We start from the raw sequence: 13,478 nt of genomic DNA, 5'->3' as shown, positions 1-13,478 counted from the left end.
GCACCCCGTCCAACCATGGAGTGTGGAATAGAAATCACACAGACTTCCGATTCTGGAATCCCCCGCCGCCTACCCGAGTCAATCCGCCGCACCAGATATGTGCATGCTCTAGCGCGAACGCGGGGACCCATAACCACAGGGAGTGGTTATAACACGCAAGCGGCAACGCCGAGTCTTCGCCAAACCGCTCCCTGTGGTTATGGGTCCCGGATCTTCGCTCCGCTTGTCCGGGACGACAGCGGAGAATGACGCTAAATCTCAGCTAAATCTCCACCACCTGCCCCGGCATCATCGCCACGAACCGCTCCTGCGGAATCTTCGCCGCATCCAGCGCCTCGACCAGCGCCTTCGCGGGCGCATCGATCGGCTCATCTGTCAGTTGGAACGTGCCGTGGTGATGCCCGAGCGCTTCCTGCGCGCCGCAATCCGCGAGCGCCTTCACGGCATCCTCCGGATTCATATGCTGGTCGCGCATGAACCAGCGCGGCTCATAGGCGCCGATGGGGAGGATCGCGAGCCGCAGCGGCCCGTGCTTCTCTGCGACGCGGCGAAAGTGCCGGCCATCGCCATAGCCGGAATCGCAGACGACGTAGATTTTCCCCGCAGGCGTCTCCAATACAAAACTCGCCCACAACGCCTTGTTGCGGTCGAACATGCCGCGCGCGGTCCAGTGCCGGGTCGGCACCAGATGCACGGCGATGCCGCCGCCGAGCTCGACGCGGTCGTGCCAGTCGAAGGCTTCCACCCTGATCGTCGGGTCGGTGCCGCGCATCGTGACGTCGTTGCCGAGCGGGGTGACCACGCGCGGGGCGAAATTCTTGGCAAGCCGCGACAACGTTACGACATCGAGATGATCGTAGTGCCCGTGCGAGACCAGCACGACGTCGATCTTCGGCAAATGATCGAAGGAAATGCCGGGATCGTTGTGCCGCTTCGGTCCGGCCCAGGCGACCGGCGAGACCCGCATCGACCAGACGGGATCGACCAGGATGTTGAGGCCGCCGGTCTGGATCAGCCAGCTGGCGTGGCCGACGAAGGAGAGCCGCACCTTGCCGCCATCGACGCGCTCCGGCGGGGTGTCGGCATGGGGGCTGGGGGCCCAGTCCGGCCATTTGGCGCGCTGCCGCTTGCCGCCGAACTGCCAGCGCAGCACCTGACGAAGCGATTTCGGCGGCGCGCCGTCCGGATCGAAGAAGTGCAGGCCGTCGAAATGGTCGGAGGCGGGTCCGTCATAGGTCTTCATGCGGGACATCCAGAGGGAGGGAACGCCGACCAGTGCACCGGCCCCGGCAAGCAGTCCCAACAGGCGGCGGCGGGTGATCGGCACAAGCGGGCTTCAGGGATGATAGCGGAGGTAAGTCATCACCTGCTATATGGGTGAAGCCGGAAGAAAAGGAACCGCCTGCCAAAAGAGCCATATTTTCAGGATCTTACCTTACAAAAGGCGCACGGGCACCCTAACTTTCCTTGACTTTTGGGCGTGAGCGGCGTTTAACCCCGCCACTTTTCTCGGAAAGGCTTTCTTTTCGACCCGCCGACTGGCCCTGGAGGCCAGAGGTCAACGCCCGACAGCGCTGTGCGCCCTCGGGCGCAAAGGTGTTTGGAAGATCGCTTATCCAAGTAAGTGGTCATCCCCCGCGAAAGCGGGGGATCCAGTATTCCAGAGGCGGCTCGGTCTGAACCGAGGTGCCTCGGCGTATTGGATGCCCCGGTCAAGCCGGGGCATGACAGCGGAGAGTAGCGGCGCGCCCCTCACCGGGGGGACAGCAACAGGACAACGGCATTGTTCGACAATCTGTCGGAACGGCTTGGTGGCATTCTCGATCGTCTGACGGGGCGCGGTGCGCTGACCGAAAAGGACGTCGACGCCGCGATGCGCGAGGTGCGCCGCGCGCTGCTGGAAGCCGACGTCGCGCTCGAAGTCGTGCGCAGCTTCACCGAGCGCGTCCGCGAGCAGGCGATCGGGGCCACCGTCGTCAAGTCGGTCACCCCCGGCCAGATGGTGGTCAAGATCGTCCACGACGAGCTGATCAACACGCTCGGCGCCGAAGGCCAGACCATCGACGTCAATTCCGTGCCGCCGGTGCCGATCATGATGGTCGGCCTGCAGGGGTCCGGCAAGACGACCACCACCGCAAAGCTCGCCCGCCGCCTGGTCCAGCGCGACAAGCGCAAGGTGCTGATGGCCTCGCTCGACGTCTATCGTCCGGCGGCGATGGAGCAGCTGGCCGTGCTCGGCCGCGATCTCGACATTCCCACCTTGCCGATCGTCGCCGGCCAGCAGCCGCCGCAGATCGCGAAGCGCGCGCTGGAGGCCGGCAAGCTCGGCGGCTACGACATCGTGCTGCTCGACACCGCCGGCCGCACCACGCTCGACGAAGAGATGATGGCGGAAGCCGCCGCGATCAAAGCCGCCGCCAATCCGCATGAAGTGCTGCTGGTCGCGGACAGCCTCACCGGCCAGGACGCCGTGAATCTCGCGCGCTCGTTCGACCAGCGCGTCGGTCTCACCGGCATCGTGCTGACCCGCGTGGACGGCGACGGCCGCGGCGGCGCCGCGCTGTCGATGCGTGCGGTCACCGGCAAGCCGATCAAGCTGATCGGCACCGGCGAAAAGACCGATGCGCTGGAGGATTTCCATCCCGATCGTATCGCCGGCCGCATCCTCGGCATGGGCGACGTGGTCTCGCTGGTCGAACGTGCCGCCGCCAACATCGACGCCGAGAAGGCCGCGCGTACCGCCGAGCGCATGCGCAAGGGCCAGTTCGACCTCAACGACATGCGCGAGCAGCTGCTGCAGATGTCCAACATGGGCGGCATCAGCGGGCTGATGGGCATGATGCCCGGCATCTCCAAGATGAAGAACCAGATCGCTGCCGCCGGCATCGACGACAAGATCCTGAAGCGCCAGGTCGCGATCATCGATTCCATGACGCGCGACGAGCGCCGTCATCCCGACCTGCTCAAGGCCAGCCGCAAGAAACGCATCGCCGCAGGAAGCGGCCAGAGCGTCGAGCACGTCAACAAGCTGCTCAAGATGCACCGGAACATGGCCGACGTGATGAAGGCCATGGGTTCGGGCAAGCGCGGCCCGCTCGCCGGCATCGCACAGGCCATGGGCTTTGGTGGCGGCATGAAGCCGCCGTCGCCGGAAGAGATGAAGGCGCTGCAGGAGAAGATGCAGGGCGGCGGCGGACAGGGGCTGCCCAATCTGCCGAAGGATTTGCCCGCCGGTCTTCGCCAAGGCCTGCCCAACCTTCCTGGACTGACCGGCCTGAGCGGCAAGCCGACGCTGCCGGGCCTCGGCGGTTTTCCGGGCAAGAAGAAATGAGGAATTCGTTGCGCGAGATCGCATCGGTCTCGCGCAACGCGGAATACCAATCAACCGAACAAACTGTACTTTGAAGGAGAACTGAATGTCCGTCGTTATCCGCCTCGCCCGCGCAGGCACCAAGAAGCGTCCCGTCTATCACGTCGTCGTCGCCGACTCGCGCTTTCCGCGCGATGGCCGCTTCATCGAGCGTCTCGGCTATTTCAACCCGCTGCTGCCGAAGGACAACGAGACCCGGCTGAAGCTCGACATGGACAAGGTGAAGTCCTGGCTCGCCAAGGGCGCGCAGCCGTCGGACCGCGTGTCTCGCTTCCTCGATGCCGCCGGCGTCAAGAAGCGCGAAGCGCGCAACAACCCGCAGAAGGCCGTGCCGCGCAAGGAGCGCAAGGCGCAGGCCGAAGCCGCCGCGAAGGCGTAAGGCCAGACCATGTCGGCGCTGGTCTGCGTCGCGCGGATCGGCGCCGCGCATGGTGTGCGCGGTGCGGTCAAATTGTGGACCTTCACCGAAGATCCCTTTGCCATCAGGCGCTACGGTCCGCTGCTGTCCAAGGACGGCAAGCGCCGGTTCGAGGTCGCAACGGCGCGCGAGGCCAAGGATCATCTGGTCGCGACGTTCAAGGGCGTCACGACCCGCGATGAGGCCGAGCGGCTCAACGGCATCGAGCTCTACGTGCCGCGCGAAAAGCTGCCCGCGACCGACGCGGACGAATATTACCACACCGACCTGATCGGGCTCGCCGCCGTCACCACGGACGGCGACGCGCTCGGCCGCGTGCTCGCGATCCATAATTTCGGCGCCGGCGACATCATCGAGATCGCCCCGCCCAAGGGCACGACGCTGCTGCTGCCGTTCTCCAACGCGGTGGTGCCGGAGGTCGATCTGGCCGGCGGCCGTGTCGTGATCGCGCTGCCGCAGGAGATCGAGGGCGAGGATCGCGATCAGTCTCTCTCTCCGAGTCGTCCCCGCGAAAGCGGGGACCCATAACCACGAGACGTGGTTTTGGCTAAGCTATCTCCAATGACCAACCCCTCACCCTGGCGCGCGACGGTGCTGACGCTGTTTCCGGAGATGTTTCCGGGACCGCTCGGCGTGAGCCTGGCCGGCCGCGCGCTGGCATCGGGGCTGTGGCGGCTCGAGACACGGGACATCCGCACCTCGGCCACCGACCGCCACCGCAGCGTCGACGACACGCCGGCCGGCGGCGGGCCGGGCATGGTGCTGCGGGCGGATGTTCTGGCCGCGGCCATCGACGCGGCCGAGATCGGCCAAGATCCTTCAGAAGAGCGGCCCCGCCTGCTGATGAGCCCGCGCGGTCGGCCATTGACCCAGGCCCGCGTCGTTGAACTCGCCCGGGGCCCGGGCCCCCTGATCGTCTGCGGACGGTTCGAAGGCGTGGACCAGCGGGTGATCGACGGACGGGGCCTGGAGGAGGTCTCGATCGGCGATTACGTGCTCTCCGGGGGCGAAATCGCCGCGCTGGCCCTGATCGACGCCTGCGTCCGGTTGCTGCCGGGGGTGATGGGCAAGGAGGCCTCGGGAACCGAGGAAAGCTTCTCGGACGGCCTGCTCGAATACCCCCAATACACCCGCCCGCAGCTGTTCGAGGGGACTCCGATCCCGGAGATCCTGACCTCCGGCGACCACGCCAAGGTTGCCGCCTGGCGGCGGGCGCAATCCGAGGCCCTGACGGCGGCCCGGCGGCCGGATTTATGGGCGCAAGTCCCGGCCAAGGCCCCGAATCGGGCCGGTCGCCAAAAAACGCCAAAAAACAAGACAGACGGGTGACAAACGCTCCGGCTTGCCTTATAGGAGCGGCCACATCCGCAATGGCTGGATAGACGAATTTCGCGCAGCCCCCGTTTCGAAGGCTGGGCGCGCCGATGGAGATTTACCCATGAACCTGATCAAGCAGCTCGAACAAGAGCAATTCGACAAGCTGTCCGCCGGCAAGGACATCCCGGAATTCGGCCCCGGCGACACCGTGATCGTCAACGTGAAGGTCGTCGAAGGCGACCGCTCCCGCGTGCAGGCCTATGAAGGCGTCTGCATCGGCCGTTCCGGCGGTGGCCTCAACGAGAGCTTCACCGTGCGCAAGATCTCCTATGGCGAGGGCGTCGAGCGCGTGTTCCCGCTGCTCTCCCCGATGATCGACTCGATCAAGGTGGTGCGCCGCGGCAAGGTACGTCGTGCCAAGCTCTATTACCTCCGCAACCTTCGCGGCAAGTCGGCCCGCATCGTCGAGAAGCAGGACCGCCAGGCTGCCGTCGGCGAGTAAGCTTCGCCACCAGGCAAGTTTTTCAAAAGCGCGGGGCCCGGCTCCGCGCTTTTTTGTTGTGCCCCCGTCATTGCGAGCCAACGGGTCCGCGCGAAGCGCGGCCCGATGACAGGCTCCGCGAAGCAATCCAGAATCTTTCCGCGGAGACAGTCTGGATTGCTTCGTCGCAAGGGCTCCTCGCAATGACGATGCGGCTGGGCTCTCGCGCTTTAACTTCCACGTGCTATATAGCTTCTAGAATGTTTCCAGATCTGACCAGCTTCGCCCCCGTCAAGCGCATCGTCATCGACGATCGCTCGCGGCTGCCTGGCCGGTTCTTCGGACGCTTCGCGACATCGGCAACGTCAGAGCTTATTCGCGCAGCCTGAAAAGGCTGCGCTGACGATTTTGTTGCCCGCGCGCCAGGCGCGCTCATCGCTGACACACATTCTTCGGAGCTTAAGCTCATGTCCAAGCCGACCACCCTGTACGACAAGATCTGGAACGACCATCTGGTGCACGAAGCCGAGGACGGCACCTGCCTGCTCTACATCGACCGCCACCTGGTGCACGAGGTGACCTCGCCGCAGGCGTTCGAAGGCCTGCGCGCGACGGGACGCAAGGTCCATGCGCCCGAGAAGACGCTCGCCGTCGTCGACCACAACGTGCCGACCACCGATCGCACCAAGCCGAACCCCGATCCTGAAAGCATCGAGCAGATCAAGGCGCTGGCCGAGAACGCCAAGGAATTCGGCATCGAATATTACAACGAGTTCGACAAGCGCCAGGGCATCGTCCACGTCATCGGCCCCGAGCAGGGCTTTACGCTGCCCGGCACCACCATCGTCTGCGGCGACAGCCACACCTCGACGCATGGTGCGTTCGGCGCGCTCGCGCACGGCATCGGCACCTCCGAGGTCGAGCACGTGCTGGCGACGCAGACGCTGATCCAGAAGAAGGCGAAGAACATGCGCGTCACCGTCGACGGCACATTGCCGGAGGGCGTGACGGGCAAGGATATCATCCTCGCCATCATCGGCGAGATCGGCACCGCGGGCGGCACCGGCTACGTGCTGGAATATGCCGGCGATGCGATCCGCGCGCTCTCGATGGAGGGCCGCATGACGGTCTGCAACATGTCGATCGAAGGCGGCGCCCGCGCCGGCCTCGTCGCACCCGACCAGAAGGCCTACGACTTTCTGCGCGACCGGCCGAAGGCGCCGAAGGGCGCGGCCTGGGACGCGGCGATGCGCTACTGGGAGAAGCTGCGCTCCGACGAAGGCGCGCATTTCGACCACGAGCTGCGCCTCGACGCCGCAAAGCTGCCGCCGATCGTGACCTGGGGCACGAGCCCGGAGGACGTCATCTCGGTGACCGGCATGGTGCCCGATCCGGACAAGATCGCGGACGAGGCCAAGCGCATCTCCAAGCACCGCGCCCTGAAGTACATGGGCTTGACCGCGGGAACGAAGATCACCGACATCAAGCTCGACCGCGTCTTCATCGGCTCGTGCACCAACGGCCGCATCGAGGATTTGCGCGCCGCCGCCAAGATCGCGGAAGGCAAGCAGGTCGCAGGCACCGTCAACGCCATGGTGGTGCCGGGCTCCGGCATCGTGAAGGAGCAGGCCGAGGCCGAGGGGCTGGACAAGATCTTCATCAAGGCCGGCTTCGAATGGCGCGAGCCCGGCTGCTCGATGTGCCTTGCCATGAACCCGGACAAGCTGAAGCCGGAAGAGCGCTGCGCCTCGACCTCGAACCGCAACTTCGAGGGCCGCCAGGGCTTCAAGGGCCGCACGCATCTGGTGTCGCCGGCGATGGCGGCAGCGGCGGCGATCGCGGGTCACTTCGTCGACGTCCGGGACTGGCGGTAAGCCGCTCCCTGCAATTGTAGCGATCGCGGCAAACCGCCGTTAATCCGCGTCGCCCACATTGCGTCCTCGCGACGGTTTCGCGAGGACGCGTGCCATGGCCAACAAGCCGGAATATGTCGATCTGATCAGCGAGGCGACGCGCCAGCACCGGCGGCGTGCAACGCCGCTGCGCATCGTTGCCAAGCCGGAGGTCGAGGAGAGCTCGAAGCTCAGCCGCTGGCCACCGGCGATGTTCAGGCAGTGGAAGCTGGAGAACCTGATGCGGTGGAAAGCTTCGTCTTGGAAGCTGAAGGACTGACTTCAGGTAATGTCGTCATTCCGGGGCGCCCGAGGGGCGAACTATGGAGCGCAATTGCGCACCTGAGAATCTCGAGATTCCGGGTCTGGCGCTTATGCGCCATCCCGGAATGACGATAACCAACCCCATCACCAATAGCGGTACGGATAGTGCCAGCGGCACATGCGGCGTGGGCCGTAATAGGTCCAGATGATCCGGCAGCGACGGGGATAGTGGTAGTAGGGATAGTAGCCGCCGTAATAGTAACGCCGGTGAAAATGGCGATAGCCGAAATGGGGGCGATAGCCCCAGTGGCGGTGATATCCGCCGTGGTGGAGGCCACCATAGCGATAGCCACCACCGTGAAAGGCCGGCGCGGCGCGGAAACCGCCGATATGGCCGCCATGAAAACCACCGCCACGGAAACCGCCGATATGTCCTCCGCCACCATGGAAGCCGCCTCCGCGAAAGCCGCCACCGCGAAAGCCTCCACCGTGGAAGCCATGCCCACCGCCGCCATGCCGGACCTGCGTGACGAGATCGTCGGCCGCAGCCTTCGTCGCCGGTGACGTCGCCGGATTGATCAAGGTGAGTGCTTCAGCGCGACGCGCGGTCCCGGTCGACAGCATCAATGTCGTAGCAGCCGCGATCCCGAGCAAGCGCATCGGGCTTGCCCTGAGACCCAGTCTCCTCAGCATGGAAATCCTCCCTGGAATCTCGACAGCGGCGTTGCGGCACGACGTCTCGGCCACGCCATCGCTGTTCAATGATGGTCGCTCCTGGGATTAAACTGAGGAGAGCGATGTGAATGCCCCATGAATGAACGACGCAGGGGCATGGCGCTGCGGCGCAGTGCCGCGACGGAAGGAATTTTGGAGATGACTGTCTACGCGATTGCGCAATTGAAGATGACGGACCGCGCGGCCTATGACCGCTATCAGGCGCGGTTCTTCGACGTGTTCAGGAAGTATGGCGGAAGGCTGCTCGCCGCCGACGAGCATCCGCGCGTGCTCGAAGGCGCATGGCCGCATGACAAGCTTGTCATGATGTCGTTCCCCGACGAGGCTGCGTTCTTCGCCTTCTCGAATACGCCCGACTATGAGGAGATCTCGCGCGATCGCAAAGCGGGCGCGCAGGCGACCGTGCTGCTGGTCAGGGGATTTACGCCGGCCGGCTAAAGCGCGATGAGATTGGGATGAATCGTCATCGCGCTTTGGGTTATTGTTTGAGCATGATCTTTTCGGAAAACCGCTTCACACTTTTCCGAATCATGCTCTGGTGCAGCGGCATCACCAAAAGGGCCCGTAGCCGAACACGAACGGTGCGGGCACGCCATAGGGATAAGGACGGTAGTAGACCGGCCGTGCGTAATAGCGTGGATCATGGCGCACGGCAGGCCGCACGGCGTCAGGGGTTCGCGCGTGTCGTCGCACATCGAAAACCGCGATGCCCGCCGAGGCCTCGGGTATCGTCGCCCTGTGCGCAGCCAAAGTGCGAGGCAGACCGGCGGCAAGCGCGACCGCAACCGCCAATGCAATCCATCTCGCCATGACGACCCTCACGAGATCTCCGTGCTGCTCGTTGGCGCAGGCGTCAGCCCCGGCGCCAGTAGCAGCTCATATGCGGCGTGATCACGGTGCCGCTGGGCCTGTGTTCCTGCACATAGGCGACGTTGCATTCGCGGACCGCGTCGGGGCCGGGATTGTAGCGCGGATAGACGCCGTCGGGGCTGTAATAGGGCGTGACGCGCAAGCGCGCGGGGGGCCGTCTGCGCGGTGGCGGGACCTCGTCGGGCGAAGCCGCCTGGGCCAGCCGGATCTCGGGCCCGGCCGTCTGGGCATTGGCCTCTGCGCCAACCCAAAACTGCGAAAACAACCCCATGCACAGTAGCGTCAGCGCTGTTTTCGCTTGCATTTTCCAGCCCACCCGAAAAGTCCGATTCAGGGCACACGCTCCTCGTTTTGGCGGCGCCCGTCAACCTCGCCGCGCTTATAAAGCCGGATGCATCGCTGCGGAACCCGCGCTAGAACCCCATTCCGATAAGATCGGAGCGGGGTTCTAGATTCTTTTTTGACGCGTTTTCTTGACGCGAACCGGTGTCCACTTCGCTCGAAAACGCTCTGGAGAAGCCCATGTGGACGGAATTGAAAGCACCCTCGCTGGCTGAAATGGAAGCGACGGCGCATGACATCTTCGATCGCCTGCCGGCAGAGTTTCGCAAGCTCTGCGAGGGCGTGATCCTCCGCGTCGACGACTTCCCGACCGAGGAGGTCCTCGACGAGATGGAATGCGAGAGCGAGTTCGACCTGCTCGGCCTGTTCCAGGGTGTCGGCCTGCCGCAGCAGAGCCTGGGCGACGTGGCGCGGCTGCCCAACATGGTCTGGCTCTACCGCCGGCCGATCCTGGACTATTGGGCCGAGCACGACGAAAGCCTCGGCCACATCGTCCGTCACGTCCTGATCCACGAGATCGGCCACCATTTCGGCCTCTCGGACGACGATATGGCCGCGATCGAGGCCAAGGCGGACTAGAGCGGTATCGAGCTGCGGGCTCCCCTAACCTCTCCCCACGGCTTGATCCAGCCAAGCAGACGAGACCTGCCGAATTCGGCCTAGGATTCCTGCTCCGTTCGCGATAAACACCGGTTCCCTGAACCACCCCAGGAAAGCGCAACCATGGACAAGTTCACCACGCTGGAAGGCGTCGCGGCGCCGCTGAAGATCATCAATGTCGACACCGACATGATCATTCCGAAGCAGTACCTCAAGACCATCAAGCGCACCGGCCTTGGCAAGGGGCTCTTCTCCGAGCAGCGCTACAAGGACGACGGCAGCGAGAACCCGGATTTCGTCCTCAACCAGTCCGCCTATCGCAATGCGAAGGTGCTGGTCGCCGGCGACAATTTCGGCTGCGGCTCGAGCCGCGAGCACGCGCCCTGGGCGCTGCTCGATTTCGGCATCCGCTGCGTGATCTCGACCTCGTTCGGCGACATCTTCTACAACAACTGCTTCAAGAACGGCATTCTGCCGATCCGCGTCTCCCAGGAAGACCTCGACAAGCTGTTCGACGACGCCGAGCGCGGCGCCAATGCGACGCTGACGATCGACCTGCCGAACCAGGAGATCCGCGGTCCCGACGGCGGCAAGGTCAAGTTCGAGATCGATCCGTTCCGCAAGCATTGCCTGATCAACGGCCTCGACGACATCGGTCTGACCATGGAAAAGAAGTCCTCGATCGACACCTATGAGGACAAGCTCAAGCGCGAACGTGCCTGGGCCTGATCTCTGATTTTCGTTTGAGCCCCGGCGTCCAAAACGCCGGGGCTTTTTCTTTGCCCGCGTTATCCCGTATAGCTTTGCCTCATGCTGCCCGAGATCGTCACCTTCTGGCACGGCCCGATGGACGCGCTGCGCCAGACCTGTCTGCGCTCGCAGCTGGCCGCCGGCCACAAGGTCACGCTCTATAGCTTCGACACCATTCCCGGCCTGCCCGCGGGCATTGCGAATGCGGATGCCGAGGCGATCCTGCCGCACGCGTTCTCGGAAAGGCTGCGCCCGCCGCAGCCGGACGGCAGCTGGCGCGACTGGACCACGCTGCAGTTCAGCGATTTCTTCCGCATGAAGCTGATGGCGAAGAATCTTGGCCTCTGGCTCGATGCCGACGTGCTGCTCTTGAAGCCCGTCGAGATCGATCCGGCAAAACCCTACTTCGCCTGGGAGCGTCCGCGTCAGCTCGGCAACTCCGTGATCTATTTGCCGCCCGAGCACGGCATCGTGGCCGCCTTCGAGGAGTTGATGGAGCAGGAGGAGCTGACGCCGAACTGGCTGTCGGTGCGCCATCGCGTCACCTTCATGATGCGCCGCCTGCGCGGCGGCTCGAACCGCCTCTCCGACATCCGCGTTGCGATCTATGGGCCGGCGGCACTCACCGCGCTGGCGCGCCGCACTGGCGAATTGCAGAACGCGCTGCCGAAGCAGTCGTTCTACGCCGTGCATGCCGAGCCAAAACTGTTCTTCGATCCCTCGAGCTATCTCGGCCTCGTCACCGCCCCCGACATCATCGGCCTGCACATCTCGCCCAAGGGCCGCGGCGGGGAGAAACCGATTCCGGGCAGCCTGTATGCGTGGGCGACGGAGCGGTTTGCATAGCCGCCGGGCAGGAGGCGCGCTCCCTCTCCCTCTTGCGGGAGAAGGTATCACATATGACCCTTGGAACGGCCTGAGCGCGCGCCTCGTCCTTCGAGACGACCGCTCCGCGGTCTCCTCAGGATGAGGCTCATCGGCATCGGTGCCCGTCGAAATCGTTGCCGCGCACTCCGCCCTCATCCTGAGGAGCCCGCCCAAAGGCGGGCGTCTCGAAGGATGGGCCGCAGGCAAACCGCTCCCAATACGATAGCCCTGCGCTTACGGGGAGTTTGAGCGCTCGCAGCCCGATCTTCCTGTTTGATCCAGCGCAACGCGCTCCTGCACCATTGTGCCTAATCTGGCTCCAATTCCACGACCCCAACGGAGCCTCGCATGAGCACCGCAAGCAGGCCTTATCCGATCGTTCAGGACCTCATCGACTCCTTTGCCAGCTGGCTGAAGCATCGCCGCGAGATGAACGAGATGCGGCAGCTCGATCGCGCCGATTTCGACCGGATCGCCAGCGATCTCAGGATCGCGCCCGACGATCTGGAGGAGCTGGTCCGCCACGGCAAGCACGCTGCCGACGAGCTGCCGAAGATGCTGGAACAGCTCGGCATCAGCGCCGAAGGGCTCGGCCGCGCGCAGCCGCTGTTGCTGCGCGACATGGAGCGGGTCTGCTCGCTCTGCAACAACAAGGGACAGTGCGATCGCGATCTCGCTGAGGGCACCGTCGCGGAGAACTATCACGGCTACTGCGCCAACGCCGCAACGCTGGAATCGCTCGATCGCGCCGAGATTGCGCCGCGCTGAAGCGCTCGCAGGTATCACGGAGGCAGAAATGCTGCTGCCTCCCCACGCGGGTCAGCGGGCGCAGCTGGATCGGATCGCACAAACAGCAAACGCGAGGTCGCAGATATTTCTGCGTCGGGCCGGCCGTCCTGGCCGATCAGGATGAGTCCGGCTCCGCCATTGGCAACATTCAGGACGATCTGCTCGCCGCTCCAGGTCTTGATGGGCTCCATTCCAATGATGAGAAATTCGCCCATGGGCTGGTCGAAGTACTGAAGCCTCAATTGCGGGCCAATCTCCGCTGCCGCGAGCCCAAGACCCAACTGCTGGACACGCATATAAACTGCTCCCAAAGTCACGGTATCCGTTCCAAAGCCGAGCTCCGCGGCCGATACAGCAACAAGCCTCACGTCTTTTCTGGTCGTACTGACGACAAAGGCCGGTCGCGCGAGAATCTCCGCAGCGAGCCCACCTACCTTGCAGCCCTTTGCATCCAGGGCATTCCGGAGCGCGAACGAATTCGCGAAGGCTTGCAGCGTGATCGTCTTCCACACCGGGATATCGGCAGCCGATCTGACCGGAATGTCCTGCCCGCGAACCGAGGGCGCCTTCTTCAACCTCAGTTCGTTCTGCAAGACATCCCGTGCGGTGCATTGAGCCCCGGCTTCACCCGCGAACATGCAGGCTGCGCAGAACGCCGCAATGAAGAGACGACAGCTACGATGGTGTACGTCCGTCGAACAATGTTGCAGCGGGCGGCAATGAACTTCCCGATGAAAAAATGGCTCCATAGCAACCTCTCTTACGCGAGGCGCGTACAGATGA

At 64.2% G+C, this 13,478-nt stretch carries 17 protein-coding genes; 12 read left to right on the top strand and 5 right to left on the bottom strand.

Annotated features, from left to right (window positions below; genetic code table 11):
* Positions 1–262 precede the first annotated feature (262 nt).
* Positions 263–1,327: an MBL fold metallo-hydrolase gene (locus GPL20_RS35925; protein ID WP_254126029.1), complete on the bottom strand. Its 1,065-nt coding sequence runs from the start codon at positions 1,325–1,327 to the stop codon at positions 263–265.
* Between the two features lie 456 nt (positions 1,328–1,783).
* Here GPL20_RS35925 and ffh point away from each other — a divergent pair, with 456 nt between their 5' ends.
* The 7 genes from ffh to GPL20_RS35890 all read left to right on the top strand — a co-directional run bounded on the left by ffh (position 1,784) and on the right by GPL20_RS35890 (position 7,758).
* Positions 1,784–3,331 (top strand): signal recognition particle protein, encoded by a 1,548-nt coding sequence (ffh, locus tag GPL20_RS35920; protein WP_157337016.1) that lies wholly within the window; start codon positions 1,784–1,786, stop codon positions 3,329–3,331.
* Between the two features lie 85 nt (positions 3,332–3,416).
* Positions 3,417–3,749: a 30S ribosomal protein S16 gene (rpsP, locus tag GPL20_RS35915; protein WP_157337014.1), complete on the top strand. Its 333-nt coding sequence runs from the start codon at positions 3,417–3,419 to the stop codon at positions 3,747–3,749.
* A 9-nt stretch (positions 3,750–3,758) separates the two neighbouring features.
* On the top strand, positions 3,759–4,316 hold the full coding sequence (gene rimM / locus GPL20_RS35910; protein ID WP_157337012.1) for a ribosome maturation factor RimM: 558 nt from the start codon (positions 3,759–3,761) through the stop codon (positions 4,314–4,316).
* 33 nt (positions 4,317–4,349) lie between these two features.
* Entirely contained in the window at positions 4,350–5,117 is a 768-nt protein-coding gene (gene trmD / locus GPL20_RS35905) for a tRNA (guanosine(37)-N1)-methyltransferase TrmD (RefSeq protein WP_157337010.1), read from the top strand.
* A gap of 109 nt (positions 5,118–5,226) precedes the next feature.
* Positions 5,227–5,607, top strand: coding sequence for a 50S ribosomal protein L19 (rplS, locus tag GPL20_RS35900; protein WP_157337007.1), 381 nt, complete (start codon positions 5,227–5,229; stop codon positions 5,605–5,607).
* Positions 5,608–6,053: 446 nt separating this feature from the next.
* A complete protein-coding gene (gene leuC / locus GPL20_RS35895; protein ID WP_145630258.1) occupies positions 6,054–7,460 on the top strand; it encodes a 3-isopropylmalate dehydratase large subunit in 1,407 nt (468 codons plus the stop codon).
* A gap of 94 nt (positions 7,461–7,554) precedes the next feature.
* On the top strand, positions 7,555–7,758 hold the full coding sequence (locus tag GPL20_RS35890; RefSeq protein ID WP_157337005.1) for a hypothetical protein: 204 nt from the start codon (positions 7,555–7,557) through the stop codon (positions 7,756–7,758).
* Positions 7,759–7,886: 128 nt separating this feature from the next.
* On the opposite strand, the gene GPL20_RS35885 is transcribed toward GPL20_RS35890, so the two are convergent.
* On the bottom strand, positions 7,887–8,435 hold the full coding sequence (locus GPL20_RS35885) for a hypothetical protein (protein WP_157337003.1): 549 nt from the start codon (positions 8,433–8,435) through the stop codon (positions 7,887–7,889).
* Between the two features lie 180 nt (positions 8,436–8,615).
* Between GPL20_RS35885 and GPL20_RS35880 the strand changes: the two genes are divergently transcribed.
* Positions 8,616–8,915: a DUF1330 domain-containing protein gene (locus GPL20_RS35880; protein WP_167533352.1), complete on the top strand. Its 300-nt coding sequence runs from the start codon at positions 8,616–8,618 to the stop codon at positions 8,913–8,915.
* Positions 8,916–9,026: 111 nt separating this feature from the next.
* Here the strand turns inward: GPL20_RS35880 and GPL20_RS35875 are convergent, their stop codons facing one another.
* Together GPL20_RS35875 and GPL20_RS35870 are read right to left on the bottom strand one after the other, a co-directional pair.
* A complete protein-coding gene (locus tag GPL20_RS35875) occupies positions 9,027–9,287 on the bottom strand; it encodes a hypothetical protein (protein WP_157336999.1) in 261 nt (86 codons plus the stop codon).
* A 43-nt stretch (positions 9,288–9,330) separates the two neighbouring features.
* Positions 9,331–9,618: a hypothetical protein gene (locus GPL20_RS35870; protein ID WP_167533353.1), complete on the bottom strand. Its 288-nt coding sequence runs from the start codon at positions 9,616–9,618 to the stop codon at positions 9,331–9,333.
* Between the two features lie 251 nt (positions 9,619–9,869).
* Between GPL20_RS35870 and GPL20_RS35865 the strand changes: the two genes are divergently transcribed.
* The 4 genes from GPL20_RS35865 (at position 9,870) to GPL20_RS35850 (ending at position 12,674) form a co-directional block, all read left to right on the top strand.
* Positions 9,870–10,268 carry a metallopeptidase family protein gene (locus GPL20_RS35865; protein ID WP_157336995.1) on the top strand — a complete coding sequence of 133 codons (399 nt, stop codon included), beginning with the start codon at positions 9,870–9,872 and terminating at the stop codon, positions 10,266–10,268.
* A gap of 144 nt (positions 10,269–10,412) precedes the next feature.
* A complete protein-coding gene (gene leuD / locus GPL20_RS35860) occupies positions 10,413–11,018 on the top strand; it encodes a 3-isopropylmalate dehydratase small subunit (protein ID WP_092261454.1) in 606 nt (201 codons plus the stop codon).
* An 81-nt stretch (positions 11,019–11,099) separates the two neighbouring features.
* Complete coding sequence (locus GPL20_RS35855) at positions 11,100–11,885, top strand: hypothetical protein (protein ID WP_157336993.1); 786 nt, start codon at positions 11,100–11,102, stop codon at positions 11,883–11,885.
* A 369-nt stretch (positions 11,886–12,254) separates the two neighbouring features.
* On the top strand, positions 12,255–12,674 hold the full coding sequence (locus GPL20_RS35850) for a hypothetical protein (protein WP_157336991.1): 420 nt from the start codon (positions 12,255–12,257) through the stop codon (positions 12,672–12,674).
* A gap of 14 nt (positions 12,675–12,688) precedes the next feature.
* Here GPL20_RS35850 and GPL20_RS35845 read toward each other — a convergent pair whose 3' ends face one another.
* Positions 12,689–13,288, bottom strand: a complete 600-nt coding sequence (locus tag GPL20_RS35845; protein ID WP_167533351.1) for a hypothetical protein — start codon at positions 13,286–13,288, stop codon at positions 12,689–12,691.
* Between the last annotated feature and the right edge of the window lie 190 nt (positions 13,289–13,478).

It is taken from the genome of Bradyrhizobium cajani, from assembly GCF_009759665.1.
Taxonomy (GTDB): domain Bacteria; phylum Pseudomonadota; class Alphaproteobacteria; order Rhizobiales; family Xanthobacteraceae; genus Bradyrhizobium; species Bradyrhizobium cajani.
The sequence above is the reverse complement of the archived record's forward strand: the minus strand, read 5'-3'. Positions and strand labels throughout refer to the sequence as shown.